The sequence below is a fragment of the Pasteurella skyensis genome (genome assembly GCF_013377295.1).
GTDB classification, from domain to species: Bacteria; Pseudomonadota; Gammaproteobacteria; order Enterobacterales; family Pasteurellaceae; genus Phocoenobacter; species Phocoenobacter skyensis.
The window spans coordinates 869,186-883,523 of sequence record NZ_CP016180.1 but is presented as its reverse complement, the minus strand read 5'-3'; the positions used below and the strand labels follow the sequence as shown (position 1 = coordinate 883,523).

Sequence of the window (14,338 nt, the reverse complement as noted above, 5' to 3'; positions counted from 1 at the left end):
TTCTTATCTGATAACCAAAGAGAGGAAAAATGAAAACATTAATTATCTTTAATCGTGAACCTTATGATAGCACTGATGTAACTTGGAATGGGTTACGTTTGGCTAACACTTTAACCAATAAAGATGTAGAAGTACGTATTTTTCTAATGAATGATGCGGTGGATATGGCTCGTGATAGCTGCACTCCCCCACAAGGCTACGATCAAGATTTATCTCAAATGCTTAAAAACTTAATTGCTAAAGGTGTGCCAGTAAAAGTATGTGGCTCTTGTATGTCTCGTTGTGGTATTTATAAAAACCAACCTTATTTTGAAGGGGCTGAAAAATCCACAATGGATGCTTTAGCTGACTGGGTAATTGATAGCGACAAGGTTCTCACTTTTTAAAATGCTTAATACGATAATAAACCATTATTTACACTCGTTAAAAAATACCTTTAATTATAAAGGTCGAGCGACTCGTGCTGAATTATGTTGGTTTACTGTCATTAATACTTTAATATTTTTACTACTTTTACAGATAGCACTTATAACAAAAGTTCCACTCCCCTACGCTATTCTCAGATTATATAATACTATGGTTATTCTTTCTGGTATGAGTCTTGTTATACGAAGATTACACGACTTGGGAAAATCTGGTTGGTGGTTCTTTGGCGTAATAATCCCATTTTTAGGGAGTTTCTTACTTTATCTATCAAAAGCGATAGAACTTGACGGATATTATGGTACAGATAATTATGATGAAAGAACCATTTTTTTATATATGGGTATCTTTCTTTTTATTACGTTTATCACTTTTATTTTAAGTCTTTTTCTTTATTTTAAAGGTAGTCAAAAATCACCAAATAAATGGGGAGACAGCCCTAGTACATAAATTGAAAATAAATAAGCGGTATGATTTTATCAAAAATTTGCAAATTTATATTCACATCATTCCGCTTTATTCTTTACTCCCCTATGGAATAACTAAAAATACCCTTTATTTTTAGCTATTTTAAAACCCTTTTATTATCAATAATTTACAAACACACTCAAAAAAAGGGTATTTTTCTAATTTTTCATTTCAGGTATTGCAAAATCAGAGATTTATGAATAAAATTTCTAGTTAACCATCGTGTAGATGGCTTAGAAACACAAGTTACAAACAAATACTTAGCATTATTATGTTAATCATCGTGTAGATGGCTTGGAGTGAATTTAATGTGATAAATATAGATATTTTATATTGGTATTTTGGGTAAATTTGCAAATTTTTGCTTTAATGTATCCGCTATCCTATGATTATAAAAAAGTTCTTAATCCGTAAAATACAGCCATACTTAAAATAATTACGGCAAAGGTATGTCGAATAAACAGGCTAAAGAGAATCGCACAGATACCAGCCCAGAAGTAGCTGCTGCTAAAAAGTGCGGTGACTTGTTTGGTGGCGATCAAATCTTGAAAAAGTACAGGGGTAAACATTGCGGTTAAAACACAAGGGGCGGTAAATAGTAGTATTGATCTCACTTTATTACTTAAGTTTATTTTAAAGGTTCGTGTAAAAAATAAGTAGCGTATTGAAAATGTGATAATCGCCATTAATAAAATCGCAACGGTGAAATATGATGAAGAGATCATTCCGCCTCCTTTCTGTCTAATATATAACCCACAATCATCCCTGTTAAAGCGGAAATCACTAGCCCTTGTTCAACGGCAAAATCAAAATAATGAAAGGCAAATATACTGATACTGCTTGTGCTAACGGCAATTAAAACTGTTTTGCTCTTAATCATTGGAATCACCATTGCAAGAAAGGTGGCGGCAATTGCGAAATCTAAACCCAGTTGGTCGATATTTTGTAATAATTGAGCAAAATAGATACCTGAAAAGGTGGCAATATTCCATATAATATAAAATGAAAATCCTGCAATAACGGCATACCAATAATCAAAATACCCTTTTTTAAACTGCTCTGCTTGTGCAATAACAAACATTTCATCGGTTAATAAAAAAGCAAAAAAGATCCGTTTAATCAAAGGAAGTTTCACGATCTCGCTATGATAAGTAGCCGAATATAAAAGGTGGCGAGAGCCAATCATTACTGTGCTATTAATTAATGCTAACCAACTTCCGCCCGCCCCTAAAATAGCAATACCTGATAGCTGTGCCGCGCCTGCAAAAATACATAATGACATCATTTGAGCTTGTATATTGCTTAATCCTGCTTGTATGGAAAGTGTGCCGCATAAAACACCCCAAGGTATGCAAGAAATCGCTAGAGGTAAACTGGCTAAAGTAGCTGATATCCCTTTAAATAAAAATGATTGCTTATTTATCATTACGCTATGTGTTCCCTAATATTTTGTGCAAAAAGGTGTCTTATAATATTTTATAATATTTTGCAAACTATCATACAAAATTCATACAACTTTTTTACATTTATTATTGGTAAATTTTGATGTTAATGTCACCGCTATAATTTACTGAAAACAGTACTTAATAAATAGAAGATTCAATTATAGAACAATTCTCAATCCATAAAACACTGCCATACTTAAAATAATTACCAAAAAAGTATGTCGAATAAACAGACTGAAGAGAATCGCACAGAGACCTGCCCAGAAGTAGCTGCTACTAAAAAGTGCGGTTACTTGTTTGGTGGCGATCAGATCCTGAAAAAGTACAGGGGTAAACATTGCGGTTAAAACACAGGGTGCAGTAAACAGCAATATCGACCTCACTTTATTACTCAAGTTTATTTTAAAGGTTCGTGTAAAAAATAGATAACGAATTGAGAATGTAATGATTGCCATTAATAAAATTGCAACAGTAAAATAAGATGATGAAATCATTGCACTCCCCTTCTATCTAACGTATAACCCACGATCATTCCAATTAAGGTAGAAATCACTAAACCTTGTTCAACAGCAAAATAACTGAGTGTTAAGATACAAATACCGCTGGTTAAGGCCGCAATTAAAATCGCTTTACTTCTAATCATCGGCACCATCATTGCCACAAAAGTCGCCACAATAGTAAAATCCAAACCAAGTTTATCAATATCTTGCACAACCTGTGCAAAATAGATGCCTGTAAAGGTTGCTATATTCCATAAAATATAAAAGAAAAAACCGCCAATCACCACATACCAATAATCAAAATAACCTGTTTTAAATTGACGATTTTGAGCAATAACAAACAGTTCATCAATTAATAGAAATGCAAAAGCAGCTCGTTTTATAAAGGATAATTTAGACAGCTCTCTTTGATAAGTAGCAGCATAGAGAGAGTAACGTGCGCCAATCATTACGGTATTATTCACTAAACCCAGCCAACTTCCACCTGTTGCAAAAATGGCAATACCAGATAGTTGAATTGTACCTGAAAAAACCACTAATGACATTATTTGCGCTTGCATACTGGTTAACCCTGCCTGTATCGATAAAGTACCGCACAAAACCCCCCAAGGGACGGCAGAGATAGCTAAAGGCGATATACCTATAATGGCAGAAAGACCTTTAGAGAGGAATCCTTGCTGTGTGTTATCAACCATTCCATCACTCCCTGTTTTTACTTATTATAATGACGAGTTATTTTAATATTTTTATATACTAACTCGTTGTTTACTCCATTTTTGCAAATTTTAGTGACAATGTCACCGCTTAAATTGCTTTTAATAATAATTTATCAACAAACTCAGGTACAATTTGGCTCGCTAATCCATAATAACCTTGTTTAAAAACAGAATGGGTTTTACTTGGTTCTAAATTTAACTCCACCGTATTTGCTCTTGCATAATTTGCTTCTTGTACAAAACCTGCCGCAGGATAAACATTACCCGACGTCCCTATCGCAATAAAATAATCACACTCTTGCAACCTTTTATAAATTCGCTCCATTTCTAACGGCATTTCACCAAACCACACAATATGAGGGCGTAAAACTTGTGGCGTATTACAACAACTGCACTTATCGTCAGAAGTAATCGCCTTTTCCCAGTGGTATACTTTTCCCGATTTAACACAGCGCACTTTTAACAACTCACCGTGCATATGAATTAAGTTTTTTGAGCCAGCTCGTTCGTGTAAATTATCCACATTTTGAGTCACCAATAAAAAGTCTTTACCTAATCTCTGCTCCAATTTAGCCAGTGCAAAATGGGCTGCATTAGGTTGAATTTGAGGATCAAATAATTTCTCACGACGCTGATTATAAAACTGTTGCACCAATTCAGGATCACGCCAAAATCCCTCAGGGGTTGCCACATCATCTATACGATGATTTTCCCACAACCCATCACTGGCTCTAAAGGTTTGAATACCTGATTCCGCTGAAATTCCAGCACCTGTTAATACGACGACTTTCATTTTTTCTCTCTTTTATCGCTTAATAACTGTTTCCATTTTTGTAATACTGGTGAATTTGTATAAAGTGTTTGATTATACTCGTCCGCAACCCCATATTTTTTATTTTCTTCAATTTCAAGTTGTATATTGTATTCTAAATAATGAATAATAGCCTGTATTTGAGCGTAATTAAGGAGTTCGAATTGTCCGTCTTCTACACGCTCTAATAACCAATTGGGTTCAAAGGACATATTAATGCCCTTATCTTGCAACTCTTCCCACAAAATATCCGCGATCAAATATTGAGGTAAATAAAATCGCATACCTTTTGCATCTAAATAGACAAACGCACTCTCATATTTACCACAAATATCGTCAAAAGGTACATTTTCCCAATTTTCTTTTTCATCTTGTTTTCTTAATTCTAACAATTGCTCTTTAGAGGCATAATCATCAATACCATTACCCTCACAAAGACCAATTCCATCTTCTAAGGTTACTCCTTTAAAAGCTGTTTTAATTTCTTGAATTAGATCAAATTGAGTCATTTTTATTTCCATTTATTTTTGATTACATTTACTTAGCTTATCAAAGTAAAGCCAAATATCTGGTTGCAAAATCCGTAAAGTTTTTGTATTGATATTAAATTTTTCTCGCTCAATTTTTTTTAATTTATAACAATGCTTTTCCATTATCGAGATGATTTCTTTAAAAAAAGAGGTGGTTTTAAAGGCTTTATCAAACATATTATTTAAAGGTTGTATTGCAGGATTATGCATATTACCAGAAGATTTTAACGCTTTTTTCATTACCGCTTGAGGAATATGCTTTTCATAATAAGAAAATAATTCTTTATTTGTTTTCGGGGAAAACTCACCAAGCATTCGTAAATAAACTGCTTTTTGAGTTGCTTTAGAAGAATCAAAAACATCTTTAAAACTCTTTCCCTTATCTGGATAATGCTGAAATTCAAAAAAATCGTAGCCATCACGCTTTTCATTTTTGCTTAATTTATAATGAGAAGCATATATATTGCTCATAAATAGACTAAAGAACACTATTATTAATACGCTATTTTTTGTCATATTTATCCTTTTATTTTTGCAAATTTTTATTAACATCATACCGCTATTTGTTTTTTAAATACTCTCTCATAAAGATATTTAAAAATCATCTAAAAAATACACCATACTCCCCACCCCAATCTTTAGCTTCTTGATCAATATTCCAATGCCAATAATTTTGCTCTGTACTAAAACCATCGCCCACAAAACAACCATTTACTAAAATAAAAACAGAAGCAAGAACTAACAGGAAGATAACCCCTATTTTATAAAATATTGAGGGATATTTAACTTGTTTAACTACTTTATCAATAAAAAATAAAATCACACTCCAGATAAGTACATTTACGATTACACCGTAAACACTATAATAATTTTCAAGAGATGTCACACCCTGTTTTTTGTAAACAATAGGATTAGCCCAATAGGTCGGCAACCATTCATCACCGATAGATTGATAAGAAAAACCAAAGAGATTAGACAGTACTAAGCCTAATGCAATATATAAGATAATGGGGAGTGTGTATTTTTTCATTTTTATCGTACCTCTTATTAACGGAGTATTCCTGCAATACATAATTTTATTCTAAAAATCTAAATTTACTCTTGCACCAATTAAAAAACTCATCCTTTGAGTAATCATCCTCCATCGTTGATGGATATTTAATGATTTCCGTTGCTATTTGTGGTATTTCAATATTAAACGTCTTTGTGACCCAATTCTCAAAATATGTATTTCTTTCTAAATTTGGATCTTCTTCATAAGGTGAAAAGCTGAATTTCTCTTCCCAACAGATCTCTGTATATCCAATTGCTAAAAACCTCATAAAATCCAGCATATTATTTGCCAAAACACAAAGTAATGTAGAGCCTGAACCTGAGCCTATATGAACTATCTTGATTTCATCAGTATCTGATTTCCATAAACCACACATCGAACCATCTGTACTGGTAGCAAAACAACAAAATCGCTCTTTAAATTCCAGATCTTGATTGTCATCAAACCAATACCAAGTATCTTTTTCATCACAAGTAAATTGAATAATAGTCCCTTTAGGTTCACTTTGGGGAGAATAAAGTAAACCAACTCTTTTACCATTTTCATCATCAATATAAAAATTATTTTCCTCAATCCATTTATAAAGTAATCTTAATTCTTCAGGTATTTGCATATCCTTTGGTAATACATTTTCTAATTGAGTGATAAGCTTACTTTTCATATTGATTGTCCTTTTGTTTCTTTATATTTACTTACCGTTAAAATATTTTATGGAATTTTGTAAATTTTATCTAAAATCATACCGCTTTAATGACACTTTTCTTTTTTAAATTAAGTTTATTCCTCATTAATTCGATTTCCTTCATCAAAATAAAAAGAATTCTCTTTTAATTTCACAAAACCATTCTCATTTATTCCGATAAATAAACTACAATTATTTATTTCAGGTTGCCAACCATTGTCTAAACCATAAATAATAGCATTCATAATTGTTTTAGGTCTAATTTCAAAATGCCAACTGTAAGGATCAATATATAAAATACTATTTGGGTAATTCTCCTTAAATACTTTTATATATACATTTTTAATATAAATAGAATGTCTTTTTAACGTCCAAATATAAACATTATCTAATACTTTGATTTTTCTTTTGATTACTCTGCTCATTAAAACTAATTCTCTTTATTTCTTATACACTTAGCCGATTGATTATGAATATTTTTCTATCTGTTTTTCAATCCAATCGTCAAATTCCGTATTATCAAAATCAGCGATTTCATTTCCAGTTTTAGGTACTTTTACCTTGAATTCTTTCTCAACCCAATCAATAAATTTAGTATTAATGCCTGCTTCTTTATCATTGCCAATTTATAAATTCCAATCCTCAACAGTTTTGGTCATATCAGCAAATCCAATTTCATCATATCCAATAGACAATAATCTTAAAAAATCCACAAAATTATCAGCGAGAAAATGTACGAACTCTGATTTAAGTGGCTGAGTTGTTATTATTTATACACTGTGCTAGTGGTAGCTTTTATTATCAATCTCTTTTTCAAATTCTACCAATATTTCAGCTAAAATTTGATTATCAAATTTTTCAAAATTATATTCGGCAATTAAATATATCGGATGTTCTAAATTTTTGTCATCTACAATACTTAATTTTTTTTGATTTCTTTTCCTAATTCTTAATAAATAGACTTTTTCGTTATAGCAACAATAAAAATCAATTTCATGATAAACCTCAAATTTTTCAGGTATCAAATGGACATCAATTATTTTCCAACCATTTATAAACCTATCAATTCCATTATTTAATTTAACTCGTTTATTAAATTCATTTATTTTCATTAGAGTATATCTCTATTAGTTTGTTATATTCTTCTTTAAATAATTTAAGTCCGCTTATCATTTGATTATTTTTCAAATTATCAAATTTAACACTATGCATAAATCGTGCAGTACCAGCTTCAAAATAACAATATTCTATTACATTTTTGCGTATTTCAAGTGGCATTGGATATATTGAAAACTCCCCTCCGTATCTGTCGATATATTTATGCCATTAACATAATAATTGCAAAGTATTTCTTCATTTTAATCCCATCTAATATATAAATTTCCAATAGCTGTATTTTTTTGTAAAAAACAGAAGAGTGTTTCTATTTAGTCTAATCAGCCAGTAGCCAATCCACAACATTTAATTTTTTCACCCCGTTAATCGTTTCATTTCCATAATCAAGTGTTAAAAGGTATTTTGGATAATGGTCTTTGAGCGTATTAAATACCGACATTTCTCGGTTAAATGTTTTTTCACTATTAACAGTGTAGGCTACTTGATAATACTCTCGTTGATTATTTGGTTTCTGCACGACAAAATCAATCTCGTTATTTTTATGCTTACCCACATATACTTTTCCTCCACGTCGCAACAGTTCAAAATAAATGACATTTTCTAGCTTATGACCTAAATCGGTGTGTTGGTGGTTGGTCGTTGTGATATTTCTCAGCCCTAAATCCACTACATAATATTTTTCGTGGGTACTCAGTAATTCTTTACCCTTTAAATCATAGCGTGGCACTTTGTACAAAATATACGATTGTGTTAAAAAGTCTAAATATTTCAAAATAGTATTATGAGAAATGCTTTTTTGAGAATTTTTATTGAGCTGTGTAGCAATATTGGTGGCAGAAATATATGACCCGATGGAATCAAATAAAAAACTCACAATACGGTGAAGATTGTTTATATTTCTTAATTTATGACGTTGAGCAATATCCTTAATAATAACCGTATCATAAATAGACTGTAAATAATCATTAACTAATTCTTCACTGACTTTTGAGAGATTAACGGCTTCTGGAAAACAGCTGTCATTGAGATATTGATGAAAAAGACGGTCTTTATTTGCTTCATCAGTATGTGAGAGCATATACTCTTTGAACGAATACGGTTGAATATTGATAGCGATATATCTTCCTGTTAACAGTGTTGCCAACTCACTAGAGAGTAAATAAGCATTTGAGCCTGTCACATATAAATCAACATTTTTTTTGGTAAATAAACTATTAACGAGTTTTTCAAAATCATCAATTAACTGTACTTCATCAAGGAAAATATAATACATTGCCGTATTATCCATTTTGGAAATGATTTCATCGTACAATACTGTCCACGAAGAATAGCTAATATTTTCTCGTTCTTCAAAATTTATAAAAATAATATTTTCACTCGGTACAGATGCTTCAAGAAGCTCATTCTTAAATATTTCTAGAAGGGTAGATTTACCACTTCGACGAATGCCAGTAATAACCTTGATAATATGCTGATCTTTGATTTTTCTTATCTTTTGTAAATATACGTCTCTATTAATCATCGTGATGTAATCCCTTTAAATTCTCATTATTGACGAAAAGTAGCACAACGATAAATTTTAGTCAATAAGAATGACAAAAATAACCATATCCTGTGTTTTTATTTTCAAAATGCCCGTAAAAATAGACTACTTCTGCCATTTTATATTTTTTATCATCTACTCTCTTATTCAATAAATTTATTTGGATTATCACTATTTTTCTGCTGATACTCTCTTGCCCATTGAATTTTTCCTTGTAACCACTCTGCAAAAGGCGTTTTCTCGCCACCCTCATAGTAGAGATGAAAAAATGATTTTCCGTCTTGTGAGACTAAAAACTTATCAGCGAGTATTTTTCGCTTATCGTAGCTATGCACAAAATAAAAAGGAAAATGCTCACTCGGACGTTCAACAATTTCAAAGTATAGCACTTTGGGGTTAGCCAGAGGATAGACATTGACGTAGTGAATATCTGCCAAGATTTTCATTTTTTGCTGAAAGAACGCTAGGATTTTCTGCTCTTTTTCGGAATAACTAAACGGATACGGATAATATTTATCATTGATTTTTACATCTTTCGCTTGCGTTTGTTTGGATAAAGGAGCAACTTTTTCGCCTTGTTTATTAATAGTCCACCAGTTTCCACCGACAATTCTTTTGTGCTTTTTATCATCTATGTTTTCCCAATAACAACCATTACACACTCTGGCATAGCCATAATTAAATGATGAAGCAAAATCAAATTGCGGTTGAATGACAATCTCTCCTTCTCTATTGGCGTAGCCAACTTTGTTATTTCTGACAGTGCGTTGATAGCCTTCTTCACGGAAATCAGGCCCGTTATCGTATAAAAATGTTTGGTATAAGTACTTACCCTTGCGGTCAAAAACACAGCCAAAAGTCTGCTTCTCTGGTTTAATATTTTTAGGGCAACCTAAAAAAGATAATAAATTATCCTCAACCACGCTACCGTCTTCAATGCCGCTATAATTCCAAAATTTTGCAGGAATGATAATCTTGCCATTGTTATCTTTTACGCCAATATCTTCCCCTGCATTTTTTGTAAAATAAAATAGCATTTCTTCATTTTGTGCAAATACTGAAAATGAGAAAACAATTAGAATAAATGTAATCAGCTTTTTTATCATTTTAGTGTTCCTTTATTAATCATCTTTTTAATATACCTACTTTAAAAAATTTGCAAATTTTCCTCTTCATCTACCCGCTTAAATCATTCAATAAATTTATTTGGGTTATCGCTATGCTTTTGTTGATATTCTCTTGCTGCTTGAATTTGGTTTTGTAACCATTCTGTAAAAGGTATTTTCTTACCGCTGTATGCAACAGCAAAAAATGATTTACCATCTTGTGAAACTAAAAACTCACCATCAGTAGGGATTTTGCGGTTATCGTAACTATACACAAGATAAAAAGGAAAATGTTTACTCGGTCGTTCAACAATTTCAAAATGTAAAATCTTTGGTTTCGCTAATGAAGACACATTAACGTAGTAAATATCAGCCAATAGTTTCATTTTTTGTTGAAAGACGTTAAGTATTTTCTGCTCTTTTTCTGAATAATTAAAAGGATAAGGGTAATAATTTTCGTGAATTTTTACATCTTTCTCTTGAATTGGTTTAGATAAGGGAGCAACCTTTTCCCCTTTTTTATTAATAAAGCCCCATTTCCCGCCCACGACTGTTTTATGATCTTCTCCTGCTTTTTTCCAATAACAGCCATCACAAACACTGGCATAACCATAATTAAAGGGTGAGGAAAAATCAAACTGAGGTTGAATAACAATTTTCCCTTCTCTATTTGCAAAACCAATTTTGCCATTTTTAACAATACGTTGATAGCCCTCAACTCGATAATCTGCTCCATTATCGTACCAAAATGTTTGGTATAAATACTCTCCTTTACGATTAAACACACAACCAAAAGTATGTGGTTCTTGTTTAATATTTTTAGGGCAGCCTACAAAGGATAATAAGGTATCTTCAACAATGTCCCCATCCTCACTATGTCTATAATTAACAAGCTCTGCTGGAATAATAATATTGCCATTTTGATCTTTTACACCAATATTTTCTTGGTTATTTTGAGTAAAATAAAATAGTTTATCTTCATTTTGAACAAATGCTGAAAATGAACAGCATATTAGGATAAATGTTATTAGTTTTTTAATCATTGTCCTACTCTCTTTTAGGTTTACTCTTTATTTTCACTAATTAACTCATACGAAGAAAATAATAAACTAGGTTTTATATTTGGATAATAAAGCTTTTCTGGGTTTGCTACTTTTAATACTTTATTGCCAAAATGAATAAACTGCTCATTATCTTTGATTTCAACAGTGTATTTTGCTTTAAATTTTAAATTCTTTTTATGGGATTTTTTAGCAAAATATTCTTCGCTTGATTGTTCATAAAAGTAAGCAAATCCTTTACTAAATCTAACATAAAAAACTCGTTTTATAGAAAAGTTTTTCATATCTGGAGAAGGATTTTCTCCCAAAACATCAGTATAACGAAACACCTTGCCATCTAAATACTCTTTGCTCAGATAAGGACTTGTTAGTTGGAGTGAAAATAAAGCTATATGTAAGATAAGAAAAACGACCAAAAGCCACTTGCAAATATTTCTAAAAAACATCAAAACTAAAAATAAAATTCCAAATAAAACGCTCATAAGAGCAAGTAGCAAAACATAATATCCATATAAAACCGTATAATACTTGATGAAGAATTGATTTTTTATTTCAACAGGAATAAGTTTGATATTTAAAATTCCCTCAGGAAAATAAAAAATTGCCAAAAAAGTAAAAGCAACTACCATTAAACCAATTATGCTAAATTTAAATTTTTTTATCATTATTACTCCGTTACTCTGTGCAATTGTTTTTGTTCCTCAAATACTCGCAATAAATCATCTTTGGGGATAATCATTGGCGATGAAATATAAATAAACATTGAGAAAAATGGCACGTGCATAAATGAACAGGTTAATTGCTTATCAGCAGGTTGTAATTGCTTGATAATTTTTTCTTGTATATGTTGGGCGTGTAATGAGTGATCTTCATAGGTAGAACAACCACAAGCATCTATAAATTTCTCCTCTTCTTCTTTGCTCTGAATTATAAACTCCTCGTTATAAGTAAAACTTGTAGTATAAAGAAATCCATTATTATAGGGTTTTACAGAATTTTTATCCGTCAAGGCGTACATTGCCTCTTGGGAATGTGTCCAATCTCGCTTTGTGATTTTAGGCTTGTCTTTTACATAACACTGCATATTACGAATATCCTTATACAAAGGCTGGCGTAAATCACGATCTGACCAAAAAGTAAGCCTAAAATAGCGTGGGTCTTCCTTATCCACTGCAATGCTATGATACGAAAATTGTTTTGTCGGAATGTCGCGTACCTCACTGCCATTGAATAGTAATTGACAGCCTGATAACAATAATGTGGTGGATAATATGAGTAGTTTTTTCATTTTATTACTCTTTTGTAGAATTAATCTGTATTTTCATTCTTAATCTTATATTGAATATATCGTTTTAAATTATCTAATTTTTCCTCTTTTGTTCCCGTTCCATCTGTTTCTATGACTTCAAAATTAATAAATTTTCTGTTATACCATTTTCTTCTTTCCAAAAAAGGATAGAAAAGAGAGGTTTCACTAATAATCAATGCATCACTGCTTGGAGGAAGAGCAAATGGACGATAAACGTAGGCATTAAATAGTCTGTCATCTACTTTTATAAAATAAAAACTATCATTTCTATAAAAAGTACTCATTATCGCACCGATAAAATAAACTAAAATAATCAGCGAATACAAGGTGTTAATAAAACAGACAATGCCTTTAACAACACCTGTTTCAATTTTGTAGCGTTCTTTAAAGGTGAAATAAACAAGAAGCATTAAACAGATGATATCCGTCCAAAAGCCAATTAATGAAATCCCTAAAAAGATCATCGACATCATATAGACTGCTGTCAATATTGTTAAAACTATTGAGATATTTTTATAAATTTTATTCATTTAATACTCTACTGGTTTATCTTTAAACTATTATTGTTGTAAATTTAACTGCTTTCATCTTACCAAATTGTTAATCTTTATGGTATTTTATTTTGTTGTGATTTAGTTAAGATTACGTTATGCTCGAAAGTTATACCAATTTGGTCATCTAGGTAAAGTGAAAGGAGTGATAATGATGAAAAGGTTGCAAGCTATTGTTAATAAAAAATATACCTTAAATGATGAGGCTTTTTTACAAGAGTGTAAAAAAAGCCTTGATGATAACGGGATCGTGGTATTACCTGATTTTATCAATAATACGGCTCTCGAAGAGATTGCTCAAGAGGGAAAGGAAAAGCAACATTTAGCATTTTACACTACCAGTAAACATAATATTTATCTTGTACCTAGTGATGATAATTTTTCTGAAGATCATATCCGTAATCGTCTTATTAGCACAGAAAAAGGCTGTATAACAGATGATCTTATTTCAGACAACTCTCCGCTTAAAGTTTTATATAACAATGAGTTATTTAAGTCATTTTTATGTTATGTGCTAGGAGAAAAACAGTTATATCCTTATGTCGATCCGCTCTCTTCCGTTAATATACACTATGCCAGTGATGGACAAGGATTAGGTTGGCACTTTGATAACTCCTCCTTTGCCAGCCATTACCCTGCTAATTGCTAAACCCAAAGGCGGTGGCGAATTTGAGTATGTGCGTGATGTCCGTGATGCAGATGCTGGTGAAATGGGCTTTGAATTAGCAGAAAAAATTGTGGATGGCAAAATTCCAGCAAAATCAATCTCACCAGAAGCAGGCACATTAGTGCTATTTCGTGGACGTAATTCAATACATAGGGTTATACCTACTGTTGGCGATAAAACTCGAATGCTATCGGTACTTGCTTATAATAATGCACCAGATGTCGCATTATCCGAATCAGCAAGAATGACTTTTTATGGGCGTTTAGGTTAGGATTGAATAATTTATTGATTTGTAATGGTTATTTTGTAGGGGTGTGATTAGCAAACGCAGTTTGCGTATATCCACCCACAACGCA

Annotated in this window: 21 protein-coding genes; 4 read left to right on the top strand and 17 right to left on the bottom strand. The window is 31.6% G+C overall.

Features of this window, described 5'->3' with window-relative positions:
• Positions 1–29: 29 nt before the first annotated feature.
• Positions 30–386, top strand: coding sequence for a DsrE/DsrF/TusD sulfur relay family protein (locus tag A6B44_RS04200; RefSeq protein ID WP_090922653.1), 357 nt, complete (start codon positions 30–32; stop codon positions 384–386).
• A 1-nt stretch (position 387) separates the two neighbouring features.
• The gene (locus A6B44_RS04195) at positions 388–873 is read left to right on the top strand and encodes a DUF805 domain-containing protein (RefSeq protein ID WP_090922651.1); all 486 of its coding nucleotides are present in this window, start codon (positions 388–390) and stop codon (positions 871–873) included.
• Between the two features lie 407 nt (positions 874–1,280).
• Here A6B44_RS04195 and A6B44_RS04190 read toward each other — a convergent pair whose 3' ends face one another.
• The 17 genes from A6B44_RS04190 to A6B44_RS04110 form a co-directional block, all read right to left on the bottom strand.
• On the bottom strand, positions 1,281–1,616 hold the full coding sequence (locus A6B44_RS04190) for an AzlD domain-containing protein (protein ID WP_090922649.1): 336 nt from the start codon (positions 1,614–1,616) through the stop codon (positions 1,281–1,283).
• Positions 1,613–2,317, bottom strand: a complete 705-nt coding sequence (locus tag A6B44_RS04185; protein WP_090922647.1) for an AzlC family ABC transporter permease — start codon at positions 2,315–2,317, stop codon at positions 1,613–1,615. The genes A6B44_RS04190 and A6B44_RS04185 overlap by 4 nt, the downstream gene beginning before the upstream one ends.
• Positions 2,318–2,494: 177 nt before the next feature.
• On the bottom strand, positions 2,495–2,830 hold the full coding sequence (locus A6B44_RS04180; protein WP_090922645.1) for an AzlD domain-containing protein: 336 nt from the start codon (positions 2,828–2,830) through the stop codon (positions 2,495–2,497).
• Positions 2,827–3,531, bottom strand: coding sequence for an AzlC family ABC transporter permease (locus A6B44_RS04175; protein WP_090922644.1), 705 nt, complete (start codon positions 3,529–3,531; stop codon positions 2,827–2,829). The genes A6B44_RS04180 and A6B44_RS04175 overlap by 4 nt, the downstream gene beginning before the upstream one ends.
• Before the next feature lie 109 nt (positions 3,532–3,640).
• On the bottom strand, positions 3,641–4,345 hold the full coding sequence (cobB, locus tag A6B44_RS04170; RefSeq protein ID WP_090922642.1) for a Sir2 family NAD+-dependent deacetylase: 705 nt from the start codon (positions 4,343–4,345) through the stop codon (positions 3,641–3,643).
• A complete protein-coding gene (locus A6B44_RS04165; protein ID WP_090922640.1) occupies positions 4,342–4,872 on the bottom strand; it encodes a DUF6714 family protein in 531 nt (176 codons plus the stop codon). Before A6B44_RS04165 ends, cobB begins: the two co-directional genes overlap by 4 nt.
• A 12-nt stretch (positions 4,873–4,884) precedes the next feature.
• Complete coding sequence (locus tag A6B44_RS04160; protein ID WP_143054831.1) at positions 4,885–5,448, bottom strand: hypothetical protein; 564 nt, start codon at positions 5,446–5,448, stop codon at positions 4,885–4,887.
• A 46-nt stretch (positions 5,449–5,494) separates the two neighbouring features.
• The gene (locus A6B44_RS04155) at positions 5,495–5,923 is read right to left on the bottom strand and encodes a hypothetical protein (RefSeq protein ID WP_090922636.1); all 429 of its coding nucleotides are present in this window, start codon (positions 5,921–5,923) and stop codon (positions 5,495–5,497) included.
• Between the two features lie 46 nt (positions 5,924–5,969).
• Positions 5,970–6,608: a hypothetical protein gene (locus tag A6B44_RS04150; protein WP_090922634.1), complete on the bottom strand. Its 639-nt coding sequence runs from the start codon at positions 6,606–6,608 to the stop codon at positions 5,970–5,972.
• 116 nt (positions 6,609–6,724) lie between these two features.
• Positions 6,725–7,054: a hypothetical protein gene (locus A6B44_RS04145; protein ID WP_090922632.1), complete on the bottom strand. Its 330-nt coding sequence runs from the start codon at positions 7,052–7,054 to the stop codon at positions 6,725–6,727.
• Between the two features lie 357 nt (positions 7,055–7,411).
• Positions 7,412–7,741: a hypothetical protein gene (locus tag A6B44_RS04140; protein ID WP_090922630.1), complete on the bottom strand. Its 330-nt coding sequence runs from the start codon at positions 7,739–7,741 to the stop codon at positions 7,412–7,414.
• 320 nt (positions 7,742–8,061) lie between these two features.
• Positions 8,062–9,267 (bottom strand): ATP-binding protein, encoded by a 1,206-nt coding sequence (locus tag A6B44_RS04135; RefSeq protein WP_090922626.1) that lies wholly within the window; start codon positions 9,265–9,267, stop codon positions 8,062–8,064.
• 164 nt (positions 9,268–9,431) lie between these two features.
• A complete protein-coding gene (locus A6B44_RS04130) occupies positions 9,432–10,394 on the bottom strand; it encodes a WG repeat-containing protein (RefSeq protein WP_090922624.1) in 963 nt (320 codons plus the stop codon).
• Between the two features lie 83 nt (positions 10,395–10,477).
• Entirely contained in the window at positions 10,478–11,437 is a 960-nt protein-coding gene (locus A6B44_RS04125) for a WG repeat-containing protein (RefSeq protein ID WP_090922619.1), read from the bottom strand.
• Between the two features lie 20 nt (positions 11,438–11,457).
• Positions 11,458–12,120 (bottom strand): hypothetical protein, encoded by a 663-nt coding sequence (locus tag A6B44_RS04120; RefSeq protein ID WP_090922618.1) that lies wholly within the window; start codon positions 12,118–12,120, stop codon positions 11,458–11,460.
• A 2-nt stretch (positions 12,121–12,122) separates the two neighbouring features.
• The gene (locus tag A6B44_RS04115; protein ID WP_090922616.1) at positions 12,123–12,743 is read right to left on the bottom strand and encodes a hypothetical protein; all 621 of its coding nucleotides are present in this window, start codon (positions 12,741–12,743) and stop codon (positions 12,123–12,125) included.
• Between the two features lie 20 nt (positions 12,744–12,763).
• Positions 12,764–13,234, bottom strand: coding sequence for a hypothetical protein (locus A6B44_RS04110; protein ID WP_176673461.1), 471 nt, complete (start codon positions 13,232–13,234; stop codon positions 12,764–12,766).
• 235 nt (positions 13,235–13,469) lie between these two features.
• Between A6B44_RS04110 and A6B44_RS10830 the strand changes: the two genes are divergently transcribed.
• Both A6B44_RS10830 and A6B44_RS10825 read left to right on the top strand, forming a co-directional pair.
• Positions 13,470–13,964: a hypothetical protein gene (locus A6B44_RS10830; RefSeq protein WP_218061392.1), complete on the top strand. Its 495-nt coding sequence runs from the start codon at positions 13,470–13,472 to the stop codon at positions 13,962–13,964.
• Entirely contained in the window at positions 13,921–14,253 is a 333-nt protein-coding gene (locus A6B44_RS10825) for a 2OG-Fe(II) oxygenase family protein (RefSeq protein WP_218061391.1), read from the top strand. Before A6B44_RS10830 ends, A6B44_RS10825 begins: the two co-directional genes overlap by 44 nt.
• Positions 14,254–14,338: the final 85 nt, after the last annotated feature.

Coding starts and splice junctions, on each gene's coding strand:
- A6B44_RS04200 (WP_090922653.1), top strand. CDS start 30: ATGAAAACATTAATTATCTTTAATCGTGAACCTTATGATAGCACTGAT.
- A6B44_RS04195 (WP_090922651.1), top strand. CDS start 388: ATGCTTAATACGATAATAAACCATTATTTACACTCGTTAAAAAATACC.
- A6B44_RS04190 (WP_090922649.1), bottom strand. CDS start 1,616: ATGATCTCTTCATCATATTTCACCGTTGCGATTTTATTAATGGCGATT.
- A6B44_RS04185 (WP_090922647.1), bottom strand. CDS start 2,317: ATGATAAATAAGCAATCATTTTTATTTAAAGGGATATCAGCTACTTTA.
- A6B44_RS04180 (WP_090922645.1), bottom strand. CDS start 2,830: ATGATTTCATCATCTTATTTTACTGTTGCAATTTTATTAATGGCAATC.
- A6B44_RS04175 (WP_090922644.1), bottom strand. CDS start 3,531: ATGGTTGATAACACACAGCAAGGATTCCTCTCTAAAGGTCTTTCTGCC.
- cobB (WP_090922642.1), bottom strand. CDS start 4,345: ATGAAAGTCGTCGTATTAACAGGTGCTGGAATTTCAGCGGAATCAGGT.
- A6B44_RS04165 (WP_090922640.1), bottom strand. CDS start 4,872: ATGACTCAATTTGATCTAATTCAAGAAATTAAAACAGCTTTTAAAGGA.
- A6B44_RS04160 (WP_143054831.1), bottom strand. CDS start 5,448: ATGATGTTAATAAAAATTTGCAAAAATAAAAGGATAAATATGACAAAA.
- A6B44_RS04155 (WP_090922636.1), bottom strand. CDS start 5,923: ATGAAAAAATACACACTCCCCATTATCTTATATATTGCATTAGGCTTA.
- A6B44_RS04150 (WP_090922634.1), bottom strand. CDS start 6,608: ATGAAAAGTAAGCTTATCACTCAATTAGAAAATGTATTACCAAAGGAT.
- A6B44_RS04145 (WP_090922632.1), bottom strand. CDS start 7,054: ATGAGCAGAGTAATCAAAAGAAAAATCAAAGTATTAGATAATGTTTAT.
- A6B44_RS04140 (WP_090922630.1), bottom strand. CDS start 7,741: ATGAAAATAAATGAATTTAATAAACGAGTTAAATTAAATAATGGAATT.
- A6B44_RS04135 (WP_090922626.1), bottom strand. CDS start 9,267: ATGATTAATAGAGACGTATATTTACAAAAGATAAGAAAAATCAAAGAT.
- A6B44_RS04130 (WP_090922624.1), bottom strand. CDS start 10,394: ATGATAAAAAAGCTGATTACATTTATTCTAATTGTTTTCTCATTTTCA.
- A6B44_RS04125 (WP_090922619.1), bottom strand. CDS start 11,437: ATGATTAAAAAACTAATAACATTTATCCTAATATGCTGTTCATTTTCA.
- A6B44_RS04120 (WP_090922618.1), bottom strand. CDS start 12,120: ATGATAAAAAAATTTAAATTTAGCATAATTGGTTTAATGGTAGTTGCT.
- A6B44_RS04115 (WP_090922616.1), bottom strand. CDS start 12,743: ATGAAAAAACTACTCATATTATCCACCACATTATTGTTATCAGGCTGT.
- A6B44_RS04110 (WP_176673461.1), bottom strand. CDS start 13,234: ATGTCGATGATCTTTTTAGGGATTTCATTAATTGGCTTTTGGACGGAT.
- A6B44_RS10830 (WP_218061392.1), top strand. CDS start 13,470: ATGAAAAGGTTGCAAGCTATTGTTAATAAAAAATATACCTTAAATGAT.